This window comes from Arthrobacter sp. E44, assembly GCF_041877125.1.
In the GTDB taxonomy this organism is placed as follows: domain Bacteria; phylum Actinomycetota; class Actinomycetes; order Actinomycetales; family Micrococcaceae; genus Arthrobacter.
Genome location: NZ_JBHDJA010000001.1, coordinates 440,220 through 463,102, shown reverse-complemented (window position 1 = coordinate 463,102; position 22,883 = coordinate 440,220). Strand labels below are relative to the sequence as shown.

At 67.4% G+C, this 22,883-nt stretch carries 22 protein-coding genes; 7 read left to right on the top strand and 15 right to left on the bottom strand.

Annotated features, from left to right (window positions below; translation table 11 throughout):
• The first annotated feature begins 51 nt into the window (after positions 1 to 51).
• Genes ACETK3_RS02060 through ACETK3_RS02050 form a run of 3 tightly spaced genes read left to right on the top strand, consistent with a single transcriptional unit; the run spans position 52 to position 4,708 of the window.
• Entirely contained in the window at positions 52 to 1,074 is a 1,023-nt protein-coding gene (locus tag ACETK3_RS02060; RefSeq protein ID WP_373992415.1) for a 3-oxoacyl-ACP synthase III, read from the top strand.
• Positions 1,068 to 3,740: an alpha/beta fold hydrolase gene (locus ACETK3_RS02055; RefSeq protein WP_373992414.1), complete on the top strand. Its 2,673-nt coding sequence runs from the start codon at positions 1,068 to 1,070 to the stop codon at positions 3,738 to 3,740. Before ACETK3_RS02060 ends, ACETK3_RS02055 begins: the two co-directional genes overlap by 7 nt.
• Positions 3,737 to 4,708, top strand: coding sequence for an NAD(P)-dependent oxidoreductase (locus tag ACETK3_RS02050; RefSeq protein WP_237428448.1), 972 nt, complete (start codon positions 3,737 to 3,739; stop codon positions 4,706 to 4,708). Before ACETK3_RS02055 ends, ACETK3_RS02050 begins: the two co-directional genes overlap by 4 nt.
• Positions 4,709 to 4,738: 30 nt before the next feature.
• Here the strand turns inward: ACETK3_RS02050 and mutM are convergent, their stop codons facing one another.
• From mutM to coaD, 5 genes are all read right to left on the bottom strand, one after another.
• Positions 4,739 to 5,707 (bottom strand): bifunctional DNA-formamidopyrimidine glycosylase/DNA-(apurinic or apyrimidinic site) lyase, encoded by a 969-nt coding sequence (gene mutM / locus ACETK3_RS02045; protein ID WP_236798668.1) that lies wholly within the window; start codon positions 5,705 to 5,707, stop codon positions 4,739 to 4,741.
• 5 nt (positions 5,708 to 5,712) lie between these two features.
• On the bottom strand, positions 5,713 to 6,441 hold the full coding sequence (rnc, locus tag ACETK3_RS02040) for a ribonuclease III (protein ID WP_236798669.1): 729 nt from the start codon (positions 6,439 to 6,441) through the stop codon (positions 5,713 to 5,715).
• A 20-nt stretch (positions 6,442 to 6,461) separates the two neighbouring features.
• Complete coding sequence (gene rpmF, locus ACETK3_RS02035) at positions 6,462 to 6,665, bottom strand: 50S ribosomal protein L32 (protein WP_009356569.1); 204 nt, start codon at positions 6,663 to 6,665, stop codon at positions 6,462 to 6,464.
• Between the two features lie 36 nt (positions 6,666 to 6,701).
• Positions 6,702 to 7,184, bottom strand: coding sequence for a DUF177 domain-containing protein (locus ACETK3_RS02030; protein ID WP_236798670.1), 483 nt, complete (start codon positions 7,182 to 7,184; stop codon positions 6,702 to 6,704).
• Positions 7,185 to 7,348: 164 nt separating this feature from the next.
• Complete coding sequence (gene coaD, locus ACETK3_RS02025) at positions 7,349 to 7,849, bottom strand: pantetheine-phosphate adenylyltransferase (RefSeq protein WP_236798671.1); 501 nt, start codon at positions 7,847 to 7,849, stop codon at positions 7,349 to 7,351.
• A 43-nt stretch (positions 7,850 to 7,892) separates the two neighbouring features.
• Here coaD and ACETK3_RS02020 point away from each other — a divergent pair, with 43 nt between their 5' ends.
• Both ACETK3_RS02020 and ACETK3_RS02015 read left to right on the top strand, forming a co-directional pair.
• On the top strand, positions 7,893 to 9,122 hold the full coding sequence (locus ACETK3_RS02020) for an aminotransferase class I/II-fold pyridoxal phosphate-dependent enzyme (protein WP_237428449.1): 1,230 nt from the start codon (positions 7,893 to 7,895) through the stop codon (positions 9,120 to 9,122).
• On the top strand, positions 9,122 to 9,910 hold the full coding sequence (locus ACETK3_RS02015) for a spermidine synthase (protein WP_237428450.1): 789 nt from the start codon (positions 9,122 to 9,124) through the stop codon (positions 9,908 to 9,910). The genes ACETK3_RS02020 and ACETK3_RS02015 overlap by 1 nt, the downstream gene beginning before the upstream one ends.
• Here the strand turns inward: ACETK3_RS02015 and rsmD are convergent.
• The 4 genes from rsmD to thiL are packed head-to-tail and all read right to left on the bottom strand — an operon-like array spanning position 9,907 to position 14,891.
• A complete protein-coding gene (gene rsmD, locus ACETK3_RS02010) occupies positions 9,907 to 10,536 on the bottom strand; it encodes a 16S rRNA (guanine(966)-N(2))-methyltransferase RsmD (protein WP_237430515.1) in 630 nt (209 codons plus the stop codon). The two genes, ACETK3_RS02015 and rsmD, sit on opposite strands and share 4 nt — an antisense overlap.
• Positions 10,537 to 10,578: 42 nt before the next feature.
• Complete coding sequence (locus tag ACETK3_RS02005) at positions 10,579 to 12,846, bottom strand: ATP-dependent DNA helicase RecG (protein ID WP_237428451.1); 2,268 nt, start codon at positions 12,844 to 12,846, stop codon at positions 10,579 to 10,581.
• Complete coding sequence (locus ACETK3_RS02000; RefSeq protein ID WP_237430516.1) at positions 12,836 to 13,822, bottom strand: DAK2 domain-containing protein; 987 nt, start codon at positions 13,820 to 13,822, stop codon at positions 12,836 to 12,838. The genes ACETK3_RS02005 and ACETK3_RS02000 overlap by 11 nt, the downstream gene beginning before the upstream one ends.
• A 22-nt stretch (positions 13,823 to 13,844) precedes the next feature.
• Entirely contained in the window at positions 13,845 to 14,891 is a 1,047-nt protein-coding gene (gene thiL / locus ACETK3_RS01995) for a thiamine-phosphate kinase (protein WP_373992413.1), read from the bottom strand.
• Positions 14,892 to 14,960: 69 nt separating this feature from the next.
• Here thiL and ACETK3_RS01990 point away from each other — a divergent pair, with 69 nt between their 5' ends.
• Positions 14,961 to 15,464 carry a DUF3515 domain-containing protein gene (locus ACETK3_RS01990; RefSeq protein WP_237428453.1) on the top strand — a complete coding sequence of 168 codons (504 nt, stop codon included), beginning with the start codon at positions 14,961 to 14,963 and terminating at the stop codon, positions 15,462 to 15,464.
• Positions 15,465 to 15,513: 49 nt separating this feature from the next.
• On the opposite strand, the gene ACETK3_RS01985 is transcribed toward ACETK3_RS01990, so the two are convergent.
• The 6 genes from ACETK3_RS01985 to leuC all read right to left on the bottom strand — a co-directional run bounded on the left by ACETK3_RS01985 (position 15,514) and on the right by leuC (position 22,030).
• Positions 15,514 to 16,662 (bottom strand): D-alanine--D-alanine ligase family protein, encoded by a 1,149-nt coding sequence (locus ACETK3_RS01985; RefSeq protein WP_373992412.1) that lies wholly within the window; start codon positions 16,660 to 16,662, stop codon positions 15,514 to 15,516.
• Between the two features lie 2 nt (positions 16,663 to 16,664).
• Positions 16,665 to 17,714, bottom strand: a complete 1,050-nt coding sequence (locus tag ACETK3_RS01980) for an NAD(P)H-dependent glycerol-3-phosphate dehydrogenase (RefSeq protein ID WP_237428454.1) — start codon at positions 17,712 to 17,714, stop codon at positions 16,665 to 16,667.
• The gene (locus tag ACETK3_RS01975; protein WP_236819897.1) at positions 17,711 to 18,481 is read right to left on the bottom strand and encodes a 1-acyl-sn-glycerol-3-phosphate acyltransferase; all 771 of its coding nucleotides are present in this window, start codon (positions 18,479 to 18,481) and stop codon (positions 17,711 to 17,713) included. The genes ACETK3_RS01980 and ACETK3_RS01975 overlap by 4 nt, the downstream gene beginning before the upstream one ends.
• A gap of 9 nt (positions 18,482 to 18,490) precedes the next feature.
• Complete coding sequence (gene murA / locus ACETK3_RS01970) at positions 18,491 to 19,816, bottom strand: UDP-N-acetylglucosamine 1-carboxyvinyltransferase (protein WP_236798680.1); 1,326 nt, start codon at positions 19,814 to 19,816, stop codon at positions 18,491 to 18,493.
• 146 nt (positions 19,817 to 19,962) lie between these two features.
• Positions 19,963 to 20,565, bottom strand: coding sequence for a 3-isopropylmalate dehydratase small subunit (gene leuD / locus ACETK3_RS01965; RefSeq protein ID WP_142133504.1), 603 nt, complete (start codon positions 20,563 to 20,565; stop codon positions 19,963 to 19,965).
• Positions 20,566 to 20,575: 10 nt separating this feature from the next.
• A complete protein-coding gene (leuC, locus tag ACETK3_RS01960) occupies positions 20,576 to 22,030 on the bottom strand; it encodes a 3-isopropylmalate dehydratase large subunit (protein WP_236798681.1) in 1,455 nt (484 codons plus the stop codon).
• A 113-nt stretch (positions 22,031 to 22,143) separates the two neighbouring features.
• Between leuC and ACETK3_RS01955 the strand changes: the two genes are divergently transcribed.
• Positions 22,144 to 22,863, top strand: a complete 720-nt coding sequence (locus ACETK3_RS01955) for an IclR family transcriptional regulator (RefSeq protein ID WP_009356552.1) — start codon at positions 22,144 to 22,146, stop codon at positions 22,861 to 22,863.
• The last annotated feature ends 20 nt before the right edge of the window (positions 22,864 to 22,883 follow it).

Sequence of the window (22,883 nt, the reverse complement as noted above, 5' to 3'; positions counted from 1 at the left end):
GTGGGTACAGTCACCGCAGGAATGCGGGACAGAAACGAAGAGGGGCTTGAATTGGCAGGTAATGCAACCTTCCGCCACAGCAACACCGCGCTGCTCTCCGTGAGCAGCGTTGAAGCTCCAAGGATTGTGAGTTCCACGGACTTTGACCGGCGCCTGGCGTCAACCCTGCAGCGGCTGAAGTTCCCGCCGCGGCTGCTGGAACGCGTCGCAGGCATCACGCACCGCCGCTGGTGGGCCGCCGGCACGTCGTTCGACGACGCTGCGGTGGAAGGCGGTGCCAAGGCCCTGGCCGAGGCGGGCATCGAGGCATCCGACGTCGGCCTGCTGATCAACACCTCGGTGACCAGGCGCAACCTGGAACCGTCCGTCGCGGTGAAGATCCACCACGGACTCAGCCTGCCGTCGTCGGCCATGAACTTCGACCTTGCCAATGCCTGCCTGGGCTTCGTCAATGCCCTGACCCTGGCCGCCAACATGATCGATTCGGGCCAGATCAGGTACGCCGTGATTGTCAATGGCGAGGACGCCCAGCTGACCCAGGAGGCCACCCTGGAACGCCTCCAGCGGCCCGAAACCACCCGGGCCGACTTCAACCGCGAGTTCGCCACGCTGACGTTGGGCTCCGGAGCCGCCGCCGCCGTCCTGGGACCGGCCGACCAGCACCCCGGCGCCCACCGCGTGGTGGGCGGCGTGATGCGGGCCGGCACCGAACACCACGAACTGTGCGTGGGCGGCATCGACGGCATGCACACCGATACAAAGGGACTGCTCGACGGCGGCCTGCAGCTGGTCGTCGAAGCGTGGCATGAGGCCCAGCCCGAGTGGGACTGGGCTGCCATGGACCGCTACGTCACCCACCAGGTCAGCAACGCCTACACGCAGGCCATTATCGAGGCGATCGACCTGGACCCGGACAAGGTGCCCATCACGTTCCCGCACTGGGGCAATGTGGGGCCTGCCTCCCTTCCCATGACGCTGGCAGCCGAGGCCCAGTCCTTGGGGAGCGGTGACCGGGTCCTGTGCATGGGCGTGGGATCCGGCCTGAACACCGCCATGCTGGAAATCGTTTGGTGATCGCGGACTGGCCCGGCGTCAACGCCGAATGGTCACGCGAACTCGAAGTCCCCTCCACCTCCGGCGCTGATGCCCCCGGCACCGTGCACCGCTGGCACCTGCTGGATAACGGTGCAGAACTTGCCCGCCGCGGACTGGCTCCCCTGGGGACCCTGCTGTGCGTGCACGGCAACCCAACCTGGTCCTACCTGTGGCGGACCCTGCTGGCCGGCGGATCCGACGCGGCCCATCCATGGCGTGTGGTGGCCGTGGACCAGTTGGACATGGGATTTTCCGAGCGCACCGGGACGGTCCGGCGGCTGGCCGACAGGATCAACGACCTGGGCGACCTCACCGACGCCCTGGCCCTGGAGGGGCCAGTGGTTTCCGTAGGCCACGACTGGGGCGGCGTCATCAGCCTCGGCTGGGCCCTGGCGCACGAACACCAGCTGGCCGGGGTGGTCCTGACCAACACCGCGGTGCACCAGCCGGAAGGCTCTCCCATTCCGGCAGCGCTGCGGCTTGCCCTGCACCCCGCCGTCCACAAATGGGGCACCATCACCTCGGATGCCTTCCTGCGGGTGACGCATTCTCTGGCACACCCGCCACTGTCCGCGGAGGTCCGGACCGCTTACATGGCCCCTTACCGCGGGGCGTCCCGGCGCGCCGGGGTGGGCAACTTTGTTGCGGATATTCCCGTTGACGCGTCCCACCCAAGCTTTGCCGCGCTCACCGGGGTGGCGGAGGGGGTGCGCGGGCTGGATGTTCCAGCCCTGATGCTGTGGGGTCCGCGCGACCCCATCTTCTCGGACCGCTACCTCAAGGACCTCATCACCCGGCTCCCGCATGCGGACGTGCACCGCTACGAGGGCGCGGGGCACCTGGTGGCCGAGGACCGGGACATTGCCACGCCGGTCTTCGAGTGGCTCGCGGGGCGCGTTACCGGTGGTGGTACCCGTGCTGCCGACCCCCCCGCCGCCGTACAGGGCACCGACAGCTTTGAGCCCCTGTGGGCGCCGCTTGCCGAACTGGCGGCGGGACCAGCGGGCGACGGGAGGGCCGTCGTCGAAATGGCAACGGACGGCACCGTGGCCCGCTTCCTGACGTGGAAGCAGCTGGAGGCGGCTGTTGGACACCTTGCCGCGGGCCTGCAGGAGGCGGGCGTTGGGCCGGGCAGCCGGGTGAGCCTGATGGTTCCGCCGGGGGTGGACCTCACCGTGGCCCTGTATGCCTGCCTGCGGCTCGGTGCTGTGGTGGTGGTGGCCGACGCCGGCCTGGGCACCAGGGGCCTGAGCCGGGCCGTCAAGGGAGCCACTCCCGATGTCCTGATCGGGATCGACAAGGCCTTGGCCGCCGCCCGGGCCCTCGGGTGGGCAGCCCGGCGCATCAGTGTGCAGGAGCTCCCGGCGGGACGCCGCCGCCTCCTCGGGGTGGAAACCTCCCTTGCCGCCCTGGCGAGGGCAGGTTCGGAAAGGGCCGGGGCTGGGGGCAGTGTTGCGCGGCCCCTGCCGGCCCCGGACTCCCCCGCCGCGGTGCTCTTCACCTCCGGTTCCACCGGTCCTGCAAAGGGCGTGTTGTATACCCATCGGCAGCTTGCCGCCATGCGGGACACCGTGGCCCAAACCTTTGGGATCCGTCCCGGCCAGCGCCTGGTGGCGGGTTTCGCGCCCTTTGCCCTGCTGGGGCCAGCCCTGGGGGCCGTCTCGGTGACGCCGGCGATGGATGTTACCGCACCCCGCACATTGACTGCACGCGCCCTCGCCGATGCCGCGGCGGCCATCGATGCAACGGTGGTCTTCGCGTCCCCGGCTGCCCTGCGCAACGTCGTCGCCACACATGGCGGACTCACCCCGGAGGGTACCGCCGCACTTGAGCGCGTCGACCTGCTCCTCTCCGCCGGCGCGCCCGTTCCCGAAGCACTCCTCGCGGAGGTGCAGCAGCTGGTGCCCCGCGCTTCGCTGCACACCCCGTACGGGATGACCGAGGCGCTGCCCGTCACCGACATCAGCTTCGAACAAATCCAGGCCGCCGCCGCTGATGCCGCTGCCGGAACGATGACGGGCGCGGGCAACGGCGTGTGTGTGGGCCTGCCCGTCCACGGTGCCCGCGTAGCCGTTGTCCCGCTGGCAGGAGACGGCACCGCCCCTGGCTCCCTGCCCGTCACCGATGCGGGCATCACGGGAGAGGTCCTGGTGAATGCGCCGCACGTCAAGGACGCCTACGACCGCCTCTGGCTGACCCAGGAGCTGAGCAGCGGTCCCGCCGGATGGCACCGCACCGGGGACGTGGGCCATTTCGACGCCCGGGGACGGCTGTGGGTGGAAGGACGCCTTGCGCACGTCGTCACTGCACCTGGCGGCGCAGTGACCCCGGTAGGCCCGGAACAGGCCATCGAAAGCCTGGACGGCGTCGGCATGGCAGCCGTGGTAGGGGTGGGACCGGCGGGGACGCAGGCCGTCACCGCCGTCGTCGAAACCGTCCCGCCGGCCCCGAAAGCCGGCCTTGCCGGTCCGGACTTGGCGGGCAAGGTGCGGGCCGCAGCACGCGGCGCGGGCGTGTCCGTCGCCGCCGTACTGGTTGTCCCCGAACAGCCCACCGACGTCCGCCACAACGCCAAGATCGACCGGACGCGGCTGGCCCGGTGGGCATCGTCCGTGCTGGCGGGCGGCCGCCCGGGGACGCCATGAGGGTGCTGGTCACCGGCGCCAGCGGGCTGCTGGGCCGGGAGGTGGCAGGCCTGTTGGTGCGGAAGGGCCATGCGGTCACCACCTTCCAGCGGCGTCCGTCAAGGGTCGACGGCGTGACGGACCGCAGTGGCTCCCTCACCGATGAGGCGGCGGTTTCGGCAGCCGTCCGGGGCGTTGAGGGCGTCATCCACCTGGCCGCCAAGGTTTCCTTTACCGGCCGTGCGCAGGAATTCAACGAAGTGAACGTCCAGGGAACCCGGCGGCTGCTCCAGGCAGCACGCGACGCCGGGGTCAGGGACTTCGTTTTCGTGTCCTCGCCGTCGGTGGCCAACTCGGGGGCCGCCATCGCAGGGCTGGGCGCTGAGCCGGCCGACCCGGTACATGCCCACGGCGACTACTCCCGCACCAAAGCCGAGGCGGAACTGCTGGCCCTTGCCGCAGACGCACCGGACTTCCGTGTCGCCGCGGTGCGGCCGCACGTGGTGTGGGGACCCGGGGACACCCAGCTGGTGGAACGGGTGCTGGCACGGGCGGCCCGGAAGCGGTTGCCGCTGCTGGATGCCGGTGCTGCCCTGATCGACACCACGTACGTGGACAACGCGGCAGCCGCCATCGTTGCCGCGCTGGAGCGCATGGGGCATATCCGCGGCCGGGCGCTGGTGGTCACCAACGGTGAGCCCCGGCCCGTGGGCGAACTCATTGCAGGGATCTGCGCTGCCGACGGCGTACCCGCTCCGGCCTGGTCCGTCCCCGGCCCACTGGCGCGGCTGGCAGGATCAGTGGTGGAGCGGGCGTGGCTTCGGCTCGGCAAGCAGGACGAACCGCCCATGACCAGGTTCCTCGCAGAGCAGTTGTCCACGGCACACTGGTTCGACCAGCGTGAAACCCACGCGCTCCTCGCCTGGACTCCCCAAGTATCCATCGACGAAGGCCTCGCCCGGCTCACGGACTACTACGGCTCCCGCTGAGCGGGCCTGCGAGGCGGGGTTGGGCGGCCGCTACCAGCGGCCGTTGCGGGGCCGCGGCTGGCAGACGGGGCAGGTGTGGGAGGAACGGTTCATGAACTGGTCCCGGCGGATGGTCGCATTGATACCCGCTGCGGCGCACCTCCTGCAGGGCTCGCCCTGCCGGCCGTAGGCATTGAGGGACCTGTCAAAGTAGCCTGAGGCGCCGTTGACGTTGACGTACAGCGAATCAAAGCTGGTCCCGCCTGCTGCCAGGGCATCGAGCATTACCTCGCGGGCGCTGTCGAGGACGCGCTGGGCTTCACTCCTGCGCAGGGTGTCGGTGGCCCGGGCGAAGTGCAGGCGGGCACGCCACAGTGCTTCGTCGGCGTAGATGTTGCCGATGCCGGACACCAGTCCCTGGTCCAGCAGCGCCCGCTTCAGCCCCGTTTTGCGCTTGCGGAGGCGCTGGTAGAAGACGTCAAAGGAGAAGGCAGGGTCCAGGGGGTCCCTGGCAATGTGTGCTGCTTCCTCTGCAATCAGGGGAAGAGGGGATTCCGCCAGGCCGCCTGGTCCGCCGTCGTCAGTGGGTACCAGCGTGGTGACGAAGAGGCCGCCGAAGATCCGCTGGTCCACGAACCGCAGTTGATCCGGCATCCCGTCCCGCGGGCTGAGCCGGAACCGGACTTTAAGGTGCTTTTCATCGGGGACGGCTGGGTCCTGCATCAGCAGCTGCCCGCTCATGCCCAGGTGCGCCATAAGGGCAACGTGGGGCAGGCAATCGGTCTCCGGGGTGTCCAATCCGGCAGCAGAGCTGTCCACCAGCGGCATCCAGAGGAACTTTCCCCGGCGCACGACGTCGGAGACAGTGGCACCTTCGAGGTTGCCGATGAAGTCCCCGACGCCAAGGGCATGGCGGCGGATGGAGCGTGGGTCGAGGACTTCAACATCACGGATGGTCCTGCCGCGGACCCAGTTCACCAGGCCACGGCGGACAACCTCCACCTCGGGCAGTTCGGGCATGGACGCTACTGGGCGGCCACGGAGCTTGCGCCGGTACTGGAGGCCTCCTGGGCCCCAGCGCCGGAAAGCACCCGCCACGCGTCTGCCGCGGCTTCCTGTTCCGCTTCCTTCTTGGAGTGACCGGAACCCTTGCCGTAGGCGGTTCCGCCGATATTCAGGACAGCGGTGAAGGTGCGGGCATGGTCAGGCCCGGAACCCTCCACTGCGTAGTGGATGCTGCCCAGCTGCCGGCTGGCTGCGAGTTCCTGGATACTGGTCTTCCAGTCGGTGCCGGCGCCCAGGACGGCGGCATCCTTCAGCAGCGGACCAATTAGCCGCATGACCAGTTGGCGCGCCGTCTCGATGTCGTTCGAGACGTAGGTGGCCCCGATCAGGGCTTCCATGGTGTCCGCCAGGATGGAAGCCTTGTTCTTGCCATGGGTGAGCTTCTCGCCCTGGCCAAGATAGATGAATTCCCCGATGCCCAAGCTGCGGCCGATGCCGGCAAGCGCACGGGTACTGACGACGGCGGAGCGGCGCTTGGCGAGTTCGCCCTCGGGCAGGTTCGGGTTGTCCCGGTAGAGGGCGTCGGTCACGGAGAACCCCAGGATGGAGTCGCCCAGGAACTCGAGCCGCTCGTTGGTGGGGATGCCGCCGTTCTCGTAGGCGTACGAACGGTGCGTGAGCGCAAGACGAAGCGTCCCGGCGTCAATAGAGACACCGAGACGCTTCAGAAGCTCTTCAGTTGAAGACATCAGTCAGCCTGTTGGGCCGATTAGACGTCAGCGACCTTGCGGCCCTTGTACTCAAGGAACAGCGCGGTGCCAGCAGAGTCGGTAACGACCTTTGCCTGGTGCGGCAGGCTGTAGGTGACCTGGCCGTTCTCAACGGTCTTCACCAGGTGAGGGGCGGTCGCCTTCCACTGCGAGCGGCGGGCGCGGGTATTCGAGCGAGACATTTTCCGCTTGGGAACAGCCACGGCTAACTCATTTCTCTCTAGACAAACACGTACAAATCAATTTTGCCGGTCAGGCTTAGCCATATCAGCTAGGGCAGCCCAGCGAGGATCCAGGACCTCGTGGTGGTGCCCCGGCTCGTCTTCCAGGCGAGCTCCGCATTCGGAGCAAAGGCCCTGGCAGTCTTCCCGGCACACCGGCTGGAACGGCAGATTGGTGACAACCGCGTCCCGCAACACCGGTTCAAGATCGATTACATCGTGCTCGACTCGACGTTGCTCTTCATCTTCTTCTCCGTCCGAGAACTCAGCGCCCTCGTAGAAGAAAAGTTCTTGCACATTGACCTCAAGGTCATACGCAAGGGGATCCAGGCATCGGCCGCACTCGCCGGTTACTTCAGCGACAACGGTTCCTGATACCAGAATTCCTTCGTGTACGGCCTCAAGCCTCAGGTCGAGCTCGACATCCGAGCCTTCCTGAACACCAATAAGCGCCACACCAAGATCACCCGGTGCGGGTACATGTTCCTTCAGCGTCCGCATGCTTCCCGGGCTGCGCCCGAGGTCCTTGACGTCGAACGCCAGGGGCGAACCAGCATCTCTGTTAATGAGAACTCCTGTTGAACATATGACCGACGTACCATCTTAGCCTGAAGAGCCATGGTGACTCAAACCGGCAGGAGGCAGCGCCGAAGTACCGATCCAGCCTACCGCCTTGGCTGCTGATCCGCCGAAGGCTCGCCGGCAACCATACGGCGGTGCACCGACCGGGGCACGTAGTCCGTGACGCTGCCGCCCAGGACCGCCACCTCTTTGATCAGCGTGGAGGACAGGTGGACGTAGCTTGCTTCGGCCGGGAGGAAAACTGTCTCCACTCCGCTCAACTGGCGGTTCATGGTGGCCATCGGAAGCTCGTAGTCGAAGTCCGACGATGACCTCAGTCCCTTGACGATGGCGGACACACCCCGCTGGCGGCAATACTCGGCCAGGAGGCCCTCGCCCACCGGCTCCACCACGATGCCCTTGAGGGACGCGAGGGTTTCGCGCGCCATCTCCAGCCGTTCCTCGAGGCTGAACATGTACTTTTTCGCGTAGTTGGTGGAGATGGCCACGATGACCTCGTCGAAAAGACCCGCAGCCCTTGCAATGACTTCAAGATGGCCGTTGTGGATGGGGTCGAAGGATCCGGGGCACACAGCGCGTCGCATGCTTCGAACCTACCCCATGGAAAGGCCGGGATAACATGACTGAATGCATCCACCACGGGAACTTTCCACCCCCCTGGCACCTGCTCCCTGGCAGCGGACAGCGCTCGGAGCCAACCTCCTCGCTCCGGACGGCGGCCTGGGCGTCACCATCTTCGAGGAGATGACCACCCTGGCCGTCCAGACCGGCGCCATTAACCTGGGTCAGGGCTTCCCGGATGAAGACGGGCCGGCAGAAATCAGGGAGGCCGCCCGGGCAGCCATCGCTGCAGGGGCCAACCAGTACGCACCCGGCAAGGGGCTGCCCCCACTTCGGGAGGCGGTGTCCGCGCACCAGGAACGCTTCTATGGGCTGGCGCCGGACCCCGCAACCGAGGTCATTATCACCACCGGTGCCACCGAAGGGATCGCTGCGTCCCTCCTGGCGTTTGCCGGACCCGGCGACGAGGTCCTGACCTTTGAGCCGTTCTACGACTCCTACGGCGCGGTCATCGGCCTCTCGGGCGCCACGCACGCCACCGTGCCCCTGGCCGCGCCCGACTTCCTGCCCGACCCTGCGGCACTGGAAGCTGCCTTTAATGAGCGGACGCGGGTGGTCCTGCTGAACAATCCGCACAATCCCACGGGCGCCGTTTTCCCTGCGGAGATCCTGCAGCGCGTGGTGGACCTTGCGCAGAAGCACGACACCATCATCATCAGCGACGAGGTGTACGAGCACCTCACCTTCGGCGTCCGCCACACGCCGGTGGCGGCGCTTCCGGGAGCCGCAGGCCGGACCATCACCATTTCCTCCGCCGGCAAGACCTTTTCCCTGACCGGCTGGAAAATCGGCTGGTTGAGCGGTCCCGAGGAACTGGTCTCGGCCGTCCGCACGGTGAAGCAGTTCCTCACCTACAGTTCGGGCACTCCGTTCCAGGCCGCGATCGCCACGGGCCTGGCCCTGCCGGACGATTTCTACACCGGCATCGCCGCCGCCCTGGAACAGAAGCGCGATATCCTCAGCGCCGGGCTCCGGGCCGCGGGCTTTGACGTCTTCACCCCCAAGGGCACCTACTTCGTCAACGTGGACACGGCGCCGCTGGGCATCACGGACGCCCTGGACCTCGCCCGGCGGCTGCCCGCACTGGTGGGGGTGGCCGCCATCCCCGTTCCGGTGTTCTGCCATCCGGAGGGAGCCGAACGCACGCGAAGCCTGCTCCGGTTTGCCTTCTGCAAAAAGACGGAGGTCCTGGAGGAGGCTGCCGCCCGGCTGGCAACGCTGCGCGGCAGGCTCTGATGCCCGGCGGCAGTGGCGGGGCCATCAGCAGGTTCCTCCGGACAACAGGCCAGCATGCCACCATCGAACCTGACGCGTTTACTGATGGCGCTTATGTCCTCGCCATCGGCGGAGCCGAACAGTCCCACGTGAACCTGGACCGCCCGGCGGAGATCTTCTATGAGTACCTCCGCAGGATCGGGCATCTGGTGGATCTCGCGGCACCGCCGGGAGAACCCATCAGGGCCCTGCACCTGGGAGCAGGGGCGCTGACCCTGGCACGGTACATCCAGGCCACCCGCCCCGGTTCCATCCAGTATGCAGTTGAGCTGGAACGTGAACTGCTCGACTTTGTCCTCAGGCACCTGCCCATGCCTGAGGGAACGGACCTCACCACGATCATCGGCGACGCCCGCGAGGCACTCGCCGCGCTTGCTCCGGACCTTACGTTCGACGTCGTCATTTTGGACATCTTTTCCGGTCCTGAAGCACCGGGCCACATCGCCACCAGCGGCTTCTACCGGGAGGCCAGACACCGCTTGCGCCCGGACGGGCTGCTTATTGTCAACGTCGGCGACGAAGCGGCCCTCACGCTGGTCAGGAGCCAGGTGGCCGCGATGCGTGAGGCCATGGCCGATGTCGGCGCCTTCGCCGAAGCGGGGATGTTTGAGGGCCGGTACCCGGGCAACATTATCCTGGCGGGCACGCAGGGCCCCTGGCCGGAAGCCTGGACGGCCGAACTGACCGCGCGGGGCCCGCACCCGGCGCGGGTCCTGGCCGGGGTGGACCTGGACCCCTTCTCGGGCTAGGCCCGCAGGGAATCCGGCCCGTCCGTCCCGGGCAGGTCCTCGGCGGCGATTGCATCGGGCACGAACGGCTCCGCGTACCACAGCCGGGTCTCCCCGTACTTCTTCTCGGCGAACCTGGTCAGGCCCTGCGGCCACCCCGGTTCAGGGGAGCGGGAGGAGCGTTCCACTACGACGACGGCGCCCGGGGCCAGGTGCCCGGCGAGTTTCTCCAGCACCCCGGACAGCCCGGCCTCCTCCAGCGGGTACGGCGGGTCCAGGAACACCAGGTCCCATGCCGTGGCCTCGGGGGCGCGGTCGAGGAAGGGCTCCACCCGGGCGCGGTGCACGGTCACCGCCTTGCGGCCCAGAACACCGTTGATCAGGTCCGCGTTCCGCTGGCACACGCCGCTTGCCTTGGCATCGGATTCCACCAGGTCCACCGTCAGGGCTCCCCGGCTGCCGCTTTCCACACCCAGCGCGCCAGAGCCCGCATACAGATCCAGCACGCGGGAACCCGCGATCACATCGAAGGCATCGAGGCGGGAAAACAATGCTTCCTTAACGCGGTCAGTGGTAGGCCTGGTCAGGGATCCCGGGACCGCTGTCAGCGGAGTGCCGCCCGCCGCACCTGAAATGATCCGGGTCACCGCGACCACCGCGATCCGCCGGCGCCCTGCAGGCATTGGTTGCTAACCGCGTTCAAGGAACGCCTCCTTCTCGGGGTTGAGGTACTTCTCGATGGCATCGGCAAGTTCGGGGTGGGCGGACAGCAGCGGATCCTGGCCGACGATGGCCTGGGCGTCTTCCCTGGCGCGGGCAATGATGTCCTCATGCTCAAGGACCCGCAGCAGCTTCAGAGTTGACCGCCCGCCTGACTGGGAAGCGCCCAGGATGTCGCCTTCGCGCCGGAGCTTGAGGTCCTCCTGCGACAAGACGAAGCCGTCCGTGGTGGCGGCGACGGCTTCGAGCCGTCTCCTGCTGGGGTGGCCCGGTTCCAGGGCAGTGACCAGCAGGCAGGTCCCGGGCAGGCCGCCGCGGCCAACGCGGCCGCGGAGCTGGTGCAACTGCGAGATTCCGAACCTGTCGGCGTCCAGGATGACCATCAGGGTGGCGTTGTGCACATCCACGCCTACCTCGATCACCGTCGTGGAGACCAGCAGCTTGATGCGGTTGGCAGTGAACCCGGCCATGGTGTCCGTTTTCAGCTCCGGGTCCTGGCGCCCGTGGAGCGGGGCCAGGGCAACCCCTGCCAGTGAGGGTTCGGCCAGCAAATAGTCCACGACGCCGGTGACCGATGCGAGCTCCCGTCCCTCCTCCGCCTCCAGGCCCGGAGGCGCAGCCTCCCCCGGGCTGAAGTCGCCGTCGTCGTCCGTTCCGATCTTGGGACAGACCACGTACACCTGGTGGCCGGCGTCGATCTCCTCCCGCGCGCGGGCCCAGATCCGTCCCGCCCAGGCGGGGTTCTCCGCAAGGCCCACGAGGTGGGTAGCGATGGGGGCCCTGCCCTTGGGCAGTTCATCGAGGGTGGAGGTTTCGAGGTCGCCGAACACGGTCATGGCCACGGTCCGGGGAATGGGTGTGGCGGTCATGACCAGCAGGTGCGGCGGCTTCCGGGCCTTGGCCCGCAGGGCGTCGCGCTGTTCCACGCCGAAGCGGTGCTGTTCGTCCACGACGATCAGGCCGAGGTCGTAGAAGGACACGTTGTCGCTGAGCAGGGCGTGGGTTCCGACGATGATTCCCGCCGTCCCTGAGGCGGCATCCAGCAGGGCCTGCTTCCGGGCCGCGGTGGGCATGGAGCCCGTCAGTAGAGTGACCTGCACGGAAGACCCGCCGCCGGCCAGCCCACCCAGGAGTCCGTCGCTGGACAGCGGGCCAAGGGTGCGGCGGATGGAGTCGTAGTGCTGGGCGGCGAGCACCTCGGTGGGTGCCAGCAGCGCGGCCTGTCCCCCGCTGTCCACCACCTGGAGCATGGCCCGGAGTGCCACGACGGTCTTGCCGGAGCCCACCTCGCCCTGCAGCAGCCGGTTCATGGGCGCGTCCTGTGCCAGTTCCGTTGCCAGCGTCTTCCCGACGGCGGCCTGGCCGGCTGTGAGGGTGAACGGCAGGTTTTGGTCGAACGCGGACAGGATCCCGTCGTTGACGGGGCGCCGCGCGGTGGCTTCCTCGGCGGCGAGTTGGGCACGGCGGCGGGCCAGTGCGGACTGCAAAACCAGGGCCTCCTGGTAGCGGAGCCGGTCCCTGGCGCGTTTCCAGTCAGACGCTGTTTCAGGCGCATGGATAAGCCGGTAGGCGTCGGCCACGGGAAGGAAGCCCTCCCGGTCTGCCACTGCGGGGGGAAGCGGGTCCGCCAGAGAGCCGAGGTCAGCGGTCTCCAACAGCGTGGCGATCACCTTCTGGATCTTCCAGCTGGGGAGCTTGGCGGTAGCCGGATACACCGGAATCGGCATGGCTGCGAGTTTCTCCGGATCATCACTGCCCGGCGCGAAGGGGTCCTCGTCCAGGATGAGGAAGTCCGGGTTGGTGAGGCCCAGTTGCCCTTTGAACCGGGTGACTTTTCCTGAGAACAGGGCGCGCCGGCCCTGAAGGAGTTCAGCTTTTGCCTTGTAACCGTTGAAGAAGCTGATCTTCAGCGTTCCCGGCACCTTGCCGTGGTAGTCCTGGCCTCCCACCAGCCGCAGCCCCTGCTGCCCGTCGTCGTCGGAAACTATGACGTCCGTGATGGTTCCGCGGCGTGCCTGCATGTGCCGGGTGCTGCTGGACAATACCCGGGCGATGAGGGTGACTTCCTCGTCAAGCGGAAGCCCGCTGATGGGTGTCAGTTCACCGCGGGTCAGGTAGCGGCGGGGAAAGTAGTTAAGCAGGCCTTCGACGGTGGTGATGCCGAGGTGTTTCTCGATGACCGCGGCGGACCGCTTTCCGATCCGCCGTTCAAGGGCCAGGTCCAGCTCAGCGTTCATGCCCGCCGGTATTCACCGCATCCACGGCAGCGTCCCGGGGAAGCGCCAGCTCGCTGATGCTGATCTGGGATGGTTCACCGAGGGACCGGATGATGTCCACGGCGGGGTTTGGTTCCGGGACGTGGACGTGGACCCGCCACCGGTAGTTGCCGTCGGTGTCCGGGCCGCTGCCCACCTGGCTCATGATGACGGACTCGCCGATCTCGTCGAGCCGCTGCCGCAGGGTGGCGGCGTTCAGGGGCGAAAGGGTGATGGTGCACATGACTTCCACGCCGTCGTCGTCCGGCATGGAAGCGTGGATGTGGGGATCGGAGACGTCGTAGCCGTGCAGTCCGTCGAGGAGTTCGTCCTGCAGTTCCTGGCCCATCACGGCGGAGCGAAGGCAGTCGAGGATCAGCAGCATGCCCACGCCGCCGGCATCCACCACCCGGGCGGACTGCAGCGCATCGAGCTGCTCCTCCGTGTGGACCACCGCGGCCAGCGCTCCCTCCACCGCGGCGTCGAGGGTGAGGCCCAGGGCATGGTTGCTGTCATCGCCGTCCTGGCCGGCGTCGACGGCTGCTGCAGCGCGGGCTGCCGCTTCCATGACCGACAGCATGGTTCCGGGAACGGGGTCGCTCAGGGCGGACCAGGCGCGGATCTGGGCACGGTTGAGGGCCGCGGCGAGGAGCGTGGACGTCATCCTGGTGTGTCCGGCCAACGGCTCGGCCGCGGCGCAGAGGAACACCGAAAAGAGCGTTCCGGAGTTTCCGCGTGCCTCCTCCATGGCTGCCTGCCCTGCGGTGGCGAGGACTTCCCCGACGTCAACCGGGGCGGGCTGGTCTTCGCCAAGCACCAGGGAACGGGCCGCAGCGCGGACGGTGAGGTACAGGTTGGTGCCCGTATCGCCGTCAGCTACCGGGAAGATGTTGATGGCGTTCAGCCGGTCGCTGTGGTTGCCGAGGGCAGTTTCAGCCTTGCCCAGCCACCTCTTCATCGCCAGCGCGTTGGCGGCAACCTTAGTGTGCAAAGTGATCCCATCCCCCGGTGCCCGCGGCCGGACCCGCTGTCAAGACGCCCGGGCCATCGTCGGTACCGAGTGCATGTATCGAGCCTAGCGCAGTGAATCCGGGTGGCAGCTGAACATCGGCAGGGAATGTGGCCAGCAGCCCGTGGTCCTCACCGCCACCCAGCACCCACTGCTCAGGATCGGCTCCCAGCAGGGCGGCCGCAGGAACCAGGACCTCCGCCAGTTCGGCCAGGCGCGCGGGATCCAGGGCGACGGCAACGCTGCTGGCTGCAGCCAGCCTCCTGCCGTCGCGCAGGAGCCCGTCCGAGATGTCGAGCATTGCCGTGGCCCCTGCGGCGCGGGCTGCCGGACCCGCCGCGAGCGGCGGACGCGGGCGGCACTGCAGGTCCAGGAAGACTCTTTCCGCCGGGCCCAGTGTGTCCGCCGGAATATCCGCTTCCAGCAGGGCCAGCCCCGCAGCCGCATGGCCAACCGTGCCGGCCAACGCCAGGACGTCCCCTGGCTGGGCGCCTGACCGGAGGACTGGCCGCCCGCCGTCGAGCGTTCCCAGCACCGCCACCGTCACCGATATTTCACGACCGCGGCCCAGGTCCCCGCCGGCCACGGAACAACGGACTGCTCCGAGCTCCCGGATTCCGGCCGTGAGGCCGTCCGCCAGGTCCTCCACCCAGCTCACGGGCGTGTCGACGGGAAGCGTGAGGCTGACAACCATGGACGTGGCTTGTGCGCCCATGGCATTGATGTCGCTGAGGTTTTGCGCGGCTGCTTTCCATCCGACGTCGAATCCGGTGGTGCGGTAGCCGTTGGGCCACAGGAGCCGGAAATCCTGGTCCTGGACCTGGGTATCGATGCTGATGACCGTTTTGCCGTCCGTGGCGGCGACGATGGCGGCGTCATCCCCAGGTCCCAGCAGTGTGCTGGCGGTGTGCCCGGCCTCCATGCGCAGGCGCGGAAAGATCCGGGCCAGCAGGTCGGCTTCGGAAAGGCCCTCGACGGTGGGCTGGCGGTCAACGCGGTTACGGAGGTCTTCAGGCACGCCACTACGCTACCGCGCCGGACTGACATTGTGTCCGGGCGGGCACTGCGGCGGCGATAGGCTGGAAGCATGCACCACCACCACCTGCCCCTGTCCGCCCGCGCCGCCAGGATGGCGATGGTTGGAGCGGTGGCCGCCCTTTCCCTGACCGCCTGCTCACCGCCAGTGGACGTCACTGCCGCCAAGGACGCGGCCAACCCGGCGTGTGCGCCGATGATGCTGGCGCTGCCTGATTCCATTGGCGATTCAAAGCTGCGGAAGACCAACAGCCAGGCCACCGCGGCGTGGGGGGATCCTTCGCTGGTCATCCTGCGGTGCGGAGTCAACGTGCCGGGGCCCACCACCGACCGCTGCGTGACCGTTAACGGCGTCGACTGGGTCATCAAGGAAGGCGACCCGGTGTGGACGCTGACCACCTACGGCCGGGAGCCTGCCACGGAAATCCTGATGGACCCGGACAAGATCAGCTCCGCGACTGTGCTCGCGGACCTGGCGGCAGCGGCAGCGAAGGTCCCTTCCGTCCGGAACTGCGTGGGCCAGGAAGACCTGCAGAACCTGCCAAAGAGCCAGTAGGTTCCGGCAGGCCACCCACCGTGGGCCCACGCCGGCAGGGTCCCCGGGATCAGCGGAGTCCGGTCTTGCGGTTCAGGGCCAGGTAGATGAGTTCATCGATCAGGTCGGCGTAGCCCAGGCCTGAAGCCGCCCACATCTGCGGGTACATGCTCTTGGGCGTGAAGCCGGGCATGGTGTTGATCTCGTTGATGATCAACTCACCCTCGGGCGTGTAGAAGAAGTCCACCCGGCTCAGGCCCTCGGCACCGACGGCATCGAATGCGGCGGCAGCGAGCTCACGGACCCGGGAGATCGCTTCGGCAGGGATGTCGGCCGGGCAGCTCAGGGCCGCGGCGTCATCCTCGACGTACTTGGCGTTGAAGTCGTAGAACTCGTGCGTTCCCCCGGATACGGAGATCTCCCCCGGCATGGAGGTCCGGGGCGCGTCGGTGCCCCTGCCTTCCAGGACGGCGCACTCGATTTCGCGTCCCACGATCCCGGCTTCGATCACGAGCTTCAGGTCGTGGCGGCGGGCTTCTTCGATGGCGGCATCCAGGTCGTCCAGGGAGTCAACCTTCGAAATGCCCATCGAGGAGCCCGCACGGGCCGGCTTGACGAACACGGGGAACCCGAGCCGGTCCACCTGCTTGCGGACGGACTCGGGGTCCCGGCGCCACTGCCTGTCGGTGACCACGACATAGGGGCCGACGCGGAGTCCGGCAGCTTCGAAAACCACCTTCATGTAGTGCTTGTCCATGCCGACCGCCGAGGCAAGGACCCCCGCGCCGACATACCGGGTGTCGGAAAGCTCAAGGAGTCCCTGGATGGTGCCGTCTTCGCCGAACGGGCCGTGCAGCAGCGGGAAGACCACATCCACGGCGCCCAGTTCCTGCGGCACCTGGTTGGGCGACGCCACAATCAGCTGGTGTTCCCCGCCGATCTCGGCCAGGGTGACGGTCTCCGACGAGGGCACGACCTCGGGGAGGGCTGAGGCCGACAGGGACCACTGGGCCGTTTCCGCCGGGGCCAGGACCCATTGGCCGGTCTTGGCAATCCCGATGGGAATTACCTCGTACTTGTCCTTGTTAATCTCGCCCAGGACACCGGCGGCAGTCACACAGCTCACCGCATGCTCGCTGGAGCGGCCGCCGAAGAGCACCGCAACGCGCGGTTTCCTGTTGGGTGCCGTTTCCCCGGGGGTGTTTGTGTCGTGGGACATGGTCAGTAATCGCCTTCAGGTTTCAATTCCCGGGACAGCAGAACCGGCCCCAGTTGGTCAACGGACAGCTTGCCTGCCAGCACCGCAACCACGGCGGCAGTAATGGGCATTTCGACGCCGAGCTTGCCGGCGAGTTCGTGGACGGCCTGGCCCGACTTGATACCTTCGGCGGTCTGGGTCATCTTGCGGCCCACCTCCTCCAGCGTCAGTCCCTGGCCGAGCAGCCTGCCGGCGGTATGGTTCCGGGACAGTGCGGACGAACAGGTTGCGACGAGGTCGCCCAGCCCGGCGAGCCCGGCCATGGTCTTGGCCTCTCCACCCAGCGCCAGCGCGAGGCGGGATGTTTCCGCCAGCCCCCGGGTGATCACCGAGGCCTTGGTGTTGTCCCCCATCTGCCTGCCCTCGCAGATGCCCACGGCAAGTGCGATCACGTTCTTGACGATGCCGCCGATTTCGACGCCGACGACGTCCGAAGTGGTGTAGGGCCGGAAGTACGGAGCGGTGCAGGTCCTGGCCAGCCAGCCGGCGGTGGCGGAGTCCGTGCAGGCAACGACGGACGCCGTGGGCTCCTCCCGGGCAATTTCCATGGCGAGGTTGGGTCCGGAGACGACGGCGATGCGTTCCAGCGGCAGGTCCAGTTCCTGGCTGATGACCTCACTCATCCGGGCGTCGGTTCCCAGCTCAAGGCCTTTCATGAGGGAGACGACGACGGCACCCGGGGCGATCATGGCCTTCCACTCCCGCAACTGCGGACGCAGTGACTGGGCCGGAACGGCGATCACCACAAGTTCGGCTCCCGCCAACACCTCGCTGACGTCGGTAGACGCTGTGATGTTTTCTGGCAGGACGATGTCCTTGAGGTAGTCGCTGTTGCGGTGGCTGGTGTTGATCTCCTCCACCACTTCGGCGCGCCGGCCCCACAGCTTGATGGCACGAGGCGTTCCCGTGGCGATGGCTGCATCTGCGAGGATTTTCGCGAACGTGGTCCCCCAGGACCCCGCGCCAAGAACGGCGACCGTGCGGGCCGCTCCCGGCTTTGCGTCAGCGGTCACGGAGCTTCCGTTCCTGCACCGTGCTGCTGTCCGCGTTCCACGAACCGCCCCTGCTTGGCCTGCTGTTGCTTGGCCGGGTCCCACCGTTCCGCCGGCGGCTGCTCACCGCGCAGGCTCGCAAGGAGCCCCGTGATCGCAGCCATGATGACTTCCGTGGCCTCCGCCAGCGTTGCCTTGTCCAAGGGACGTCCGTCGAACGCGCTCAGGTCCACAGGGTCCCCCACCAGTACCCGTGATCGCTTCCGCGGGAACAGGTGGAAACGCTTGCCGTACCTGGGGAACACCTCGTGGGCACCCCAGTGGGCGATGGGCACCACGGGGATTCCGCCTTCGAGGGCCAGACGTGCAGCGCCGGTATGCCCCTTCATGGGCCACAGGTCGGGATCACGCGTCAGCGTGCCCTCGGGGTAGATGATGATGGCACCGCCCTCAGCCACGATCTCCTGGGCCACCTGCAGCGAACGGTTCGCTCCCGCCGTCGAACGCTCCACCGGCACCTGCTTGGTGGCTCTCAGCAGCGGGCCCAGGCCGGGGACCTTGAACAGGGACGCCTTGGCGAGGAAGTGCGGGGCCCGTCCCTGGTTGTACAGCATGTGGCCCACCACCAGGGGGTCAATCTCCGTGCAGTGGTTGGGCGCGGCGATGAAGCCGCCCGCGGGAAGTTTTTCGGTTCCCTCCCACGTCTTGGACATCATGAGGTTCAGCAGCGGCCGGGCGATGCCGGCGATGAACACAAATGTGGCCCTGCTCTTGGCAGATTCCTTCACAGTTCCGCTCTACTTCGTGGTGGTGATGTCGAAATCGGCACCGAGGCCGGCAAGCTTCTCGGTGAAACGCTCGTAGCCGCGGTTGATGATGTCGATGCCGGTGACCCGCGAGGTTCCTGTGGCGGCCAGGGCGGCGATCAGGTGGCTGAAGCCGCCGCGGAGGTCCGGAACGTCGATGTCCGTTCCCTTGAGCTGGGTGGGGCCGGAGATGACGGCGGAGTGCAGGAAGTTCCGCTGGCCGAACCGGCACGGAACGCTGCCAAGGCACTCGCGGTGCACCTGGATGCTGGCACCCATGCGGATCAGGGCATCGGTGAAGCCGAAGCGGTTCTCGTAGACCGTTTCGTGGACGATCGAGACACCCTCGGCCTGGGTCAGCGCCACCACAAGGGGCTGCTGCCAGTCAGTCATGAATCCGGGGTGGACGTCCGTCTCGAGGACCAGCGGGCTCAGCTTTCCGCCCTTGTGGTAGAAGCGGATGCCGTCCTCGCCGATGTCCATGCCGCCGCCCACCTTGCGGTAGGTGTTCAGGAAGGTCATCATGTCGCGCTGCGAAGCACCCTCGACGAAGATGTCTCCGCGGGTCACCAGCGCTGCCGAAGCCCAGGACGCGGATTCGTTGCGGTCCGAGAGGGCCCGGTGGTTATAGCCGCCCAGGTCGCGGACGCCCTCAATGCGGATGGTGCGGTCCGTCTGGACGCTGATGATGGCGCCCATCTTCTGCAGGACGGCGATGAGGTCGATGATTTCCGGCTCGGTGGCTGCACCGGAAAGCTCCGTGATGCCCTCGGCGCGGGTGGCGCTGAGGAGGACCTGTTCGGTGGCGCCGACGGACGGGTACGGCAGCGAGATCTTGGCGCCATGCAGGCCCTTGGGCGCGGAGATGTGGATGCCGCCGGGGCGCTTCTCCACCACGGCGCCGAACTGCCGCAGGACGTCCAGGTGGTAGTCGATGGGCCGGTCGCCGATCTTGCAGCCGCCCAGGTCCGGGATGAAGGCTTCGCCGATGGCGTGGATCAGTGGCCCGCACAGCAGGATGGGGATGCGGGAATCCCCGGCATGCGCATCGATGGCGGTGCTGGATGCCGTCTTCGCGGCCTTGGGGTCGAGGGTGAGGTCACCGTTGACCGGATCCTTCTCCACGGTCACGCCGTGCAGCTGCAACAGGGAGGTAACCACCTCCACGTCCTTGATTTCCGGCACGTTCCGCAACACCGACGGTTCGTTGCCCAGCAAGGCCGCAACCATTGCCTTCGGGACAAGGTTCTTTGCCCCACGGACGCTGACGCGGCCTGTAAGCGGGACACCGCCGCGGATTGTCAGAACACTACTCATATACCGGTTTCCTCACGATCACTAGCCCCCAAAACCTTGCAAAGGCTCCAACCAAGCATAGGAGGTCGCGTTACCGAACCGAAATAAGGGGGCACCGGCGGCGGGGCGTGGCGGACCCGCCCCTGCCGCCGGAATGGTCCGGGCAGCTAGGAGAGCTTTGCCGGCAGGGTCTTGGGCTTGAACGCCGGGCGGGTCGCCTCGTAGGCGGTGATGTCGGCTTCGTGCTGGAGGGTCAGCCCGATGTCGTCCAGCCCCTCCAGGAGCCGCCAGCGGGTGTAGTCGTCGATCTCGAACGGCGCCACGATGTTGCCGCACACCACGGTCTTGGACTCGAGATCCACGGTGACCTGGGTCCCCGGAGCGTTCTCGAGTTCCTTCCAGATGAGCTCGATGTCGTCCTGCGCCACCTGCGCGGCCAGCAGCCCCTGCTTGCCGGAGTTGCCGCGGAAGATGTCGGCGAAGCGGGAGGATAGCACTGCCTTGAAGCCGTAGTCCTTCAAGGCCCACACGGCGTGCTCGCGGGAGGAACCGGTGCCGAAGTCCGGCCCGGCCACCAGCACGGAGCCGGCATTGTAGGGCTCCTGGTTGAGGATGAAGGACGGGTCCTTGCGCCAGGCGGAGAACAGGGCATCCTCAAAGCCGGTCCGGGTGATGCGCTTGAGGTACACCGCCGGGATGATCTGGTCGGTGTCAACATTGCTCTGGCGCAGCGGGACGCCGATGCCGGTGTGCTTGGTGAACTTTTCCATGATGTCTGTCCTAGGCTGCGTCGATGCGGATGGCGGCGGGTTCGGGGGCCGGCTCAAGGTCCGACGGCGAGCTGAGCGTGCCGCGCACCGCCGTGGCTGCAGCCACCACCGGGGAGACCAGGTGCGTGCGGCCGCCCTTGCCCTGGCGTCCTTCAAAGTTGCGGTTGGACGTGGAGGCGCAGCGCTCCCCCGGCTCCAGCTGGTCCGGGTTCATGCCCAGGCACATGGAGCAGCCGGCAAAGCGCCATTCGGCGCCGAAGTCCTTGAACACACGGTCCAGTCCCTCGGCCTCGGCCTCAAGCCGGACACGGGCCGAACCCGGTACCACCAGCATCCGCACATTCGGGTCCTTTTCGCGCCCGCGGATGATGTCCGCCGCAGCGCGCAGGTCCTCGATGCGCGAGTTGGTGCAGGAGCCCAGGAAGACGGTGTCAACGCGAATGTCCTTCATGGGGGTGCCGGCTTCCAGGCCCATGTACTGCAGGGCCCGCTCCGCGGCGGCCTTGGCATTTTCGTCGCCGAAGTCCGCCGGGTTCGGGACGGCCTGGGACAGGGAGACGCCCTGCCCTGGGTTGGTGCCCCAGGTGACGAAGGGCTCCAGCGTGTCGGCATCCAGGTCCACCTCGACGTCGAAGGTGGCGTCGTCGTCGGTCCGCAGCGTGTTCCAATATTCGACGGCGGCATCCCAGTCAGCGCCTTCCGGAGCGTGCGGGCGGCCCTTCATGTAGGCGTACGTGGTCTCGTCCGGGGCCACCATGCCGGCGCGGGCGCCGGCCTCGATGGACATGTTGCAGATGGTCATGCGGGCTTCCATGGACAAGGCACGAATCGCGGAGCCGCGGTATTCCAGGACGTAGCCCTGCCCGCCGCCGGTGCCGATCTTGGCGATGACCGCCAGGATGATGTCCTTGGCCGTGACACCGGGACGCAGGGTGCCCTCGACGTTGATGGCCATGGTCTTGAACGCCTTGAGCGACAGGGTCTGGGTGGCCATGACATGCTCCACCTCGGAGGTGCCGATGCCCATGGCCAGGGCACCGAAGGCGCCGTGGGTGGAAGTGTGCGAGTCGCCGCAGACAACCGTCATGCCCGGCTGGGTGAGGCCCAGCTGCGGACCGACCACGTGGACAATGCCCTGTTCTGCGTCGCCCAGGCTGTGCAGCCGGACACCGAACTCCGCGCAGTTGTGGCGCAGGGTCTCGATCTGAGTGCGGCTGGTCAAATCAGCAATGGGCTTGTCGATGTCCAGCGTGGGGGTGTTGTGATCCTCGGTGGCAATGGTCAGGTCCGGCCGGCGCAGCTTGCGGCCGGCCAGCCGCAGGCCTTCAAAGGCCTGCGGGGACGTGACTTCGTGGACCAGGTGGAGGTCGATGAACAGAAGGTCTGGCTGGGCGTTGGCTCCTTCGCCGTCACCTTTGCGCACCACGTGCGCGTCCCAGACTTTCTCGGCCAATGTCTTTGCCATGGCCATCTCCCTTCACTGCTGTTTGGCTGATTAGTCCAACTGAATCAGGACGGCTCCGCGCTGCGCCAGCCGAAAGATTTGCATCTCAGATACTGAGACGGCAATATCATTACATGGACAATTCTAGTGGAGTCGGTGTCATTGATAAAGCGGCCCAGGTGCTCGACGCACTCGAGGCAGGTCCCACCACGCTGGCGCAGCTGGTGGCCGCTACCGGACTGGCCCGGCCCACTGTCCACCGCCTCGCTTTGGCGCTGGTGCACCACCGGCTGGTCAGCCGCGACATCCAGGGCCGGTTCGTCCTCGGCAGCCGGCTCGTTGAGCTCGCCTCGGCAGCCGGCGAGGACCGCCTGATCGCCTCCGCCGGGCCCGTGCTGATGCAGTTGCGCGACGCCACCGGCGAGAGCGCGCAGATCTTCCGCCGACAGGGCGACTGGCGCGTCTGCGTCGCCTCCGCCGAACGCCCCATCGGTTTGCGCGACACCATCCCCGTCGGCACGCAATTGTCCATGAAAGCCGGCTCCGCCGCCCAGGTCCTGCTCGCCTGGGAGGACCACGACCGGCTCCTTGAGGGCCTGCAGTCAGCCCGCTTCACGCCCACCGTCCTGGCAGGGGTACGACGGCGGGGCTGGGGACAGAGCCTTGGCGAACGCGAGCCGGGAGTCGCCTCCGTCTCGGCCCCCGTCCGCGGTCCGTCCGGCAGGGTGATTGCCGCCGTCTCCATTTCCGGACCCATCGAGCGGCTGACCCGCCAACCGGGGCGCCTGCACGCGGAAGTGGTGTGCAACGCCGGCCGGATCCTCACCGAGGCGCTGCGGAAAAACAACGACTAGCAAAGTCCGCTCTCCCGCCC

Bases quoted from the DNA above. Each gene is read 5' to 3' on its own strand.
- ACETK3_RS02050 (WP_237428448.1), top strand. From the start codon at position 3,737: ATGAGGGTGCTGGTCACCGGCGCCAGCGGGCTGCTGGGCCGGGAGGTG.
- mutM (WP_236798668.1), bottom strand. From the start codon at position 5,707: ATGCCCGAACTGCCCGAGGTGGAGGTTGTCCGCCGTGGCCTGGTGAAC.
- rnc (WP_236798669.1), bottom strand. From the start codon at position 6,441: ATGTCTTCAACTGAAGAGCTTCTGAAGCGTCTCGGTGTCTCTATTGAC.
- ACETK3_RS02030 (WP_236798670.1), bottom strand. From the start codon at position 7,184: ATGCGGACGCTGAAGGAACATGTACCCGCACCGGGTGATCTTGGTGTG.
- coaD (WP_236798671.1), bottom strand. From the start codon at position 7,849: ATGCGACGCGCTGTGTGCCCCGGATCCTTCGACCCCATCCACAACGGC.
- ACETK3_RS02020 (WP_237428449.1), top strand. From the start codon at position 7,893: ATGCATCCACCACGGGAACTTTCCACCCCCCTGGCACCTGCTCCCTGG.
- ACETK3_RS02015 (WP_237428450.1), top strand. From the start codon at position 9,122: ATGCCCGGCGGCAGTGGCGGGGCCATCAGCAGGTTCCTCCGGACAACA.
- ACETK3_RS02005 (WP_237428451.1), bottom strand. From the start codon at position 12,846: ATGAACGCTGAGCTGGACCTGGCCCTTGAACGGCGGATCGGAAAGCGG.
- ACETK3_RS02000 (WP_237430516.1), bottom strand. From the start codon at position 13,822: ATGAAGAGGTGGCTGGGCAAGGCTGAAACTGCCCTCGGCAACCACAGC.
- ACETK3_RS01990 (WP_237428453.1), top strand. From the start codon at position 14,961: ATGCACCACCACCACCTGCCCCTGTCCGCCCGCGCCGCCAGGATGGCG.
- ACETK3_RS01985 (WP_373992412.1), bottom strand. From the start codon at position 16,662: ATGTCCCACGACACAAACACCCCCGGGGAAACGGCACCCAACAGGAAA.
- murA (WP_236798680.1), bottom strand. From the start codon at position 19,816: ATGAGTAGTGTTCTGACAATCCGCGGCGGTGTCCCGCTTACAGGCCGC.
- leuD (WP_142133504.1), bottom strand. From the start codon at position 20,565: ATGGAAAAGTTCACCAAGCACACCGGCATCGGCGTCCCGCTGCGCCAG.
- leuC (WP_236798681.1), bottom strand. From the start codon at position 22,030: ATGGCAAAGACATTGGCCGAGAAAGTCTGGGACGCGCACGTGGTGCGC.
- ACETK3_RS01955 (WP_009356552.1), top strand. From the start codon at position 22,144: ATGGACAATTCTAGTGGAGTCGGTGTCATTGATAAAGCGGCCCAGGTG.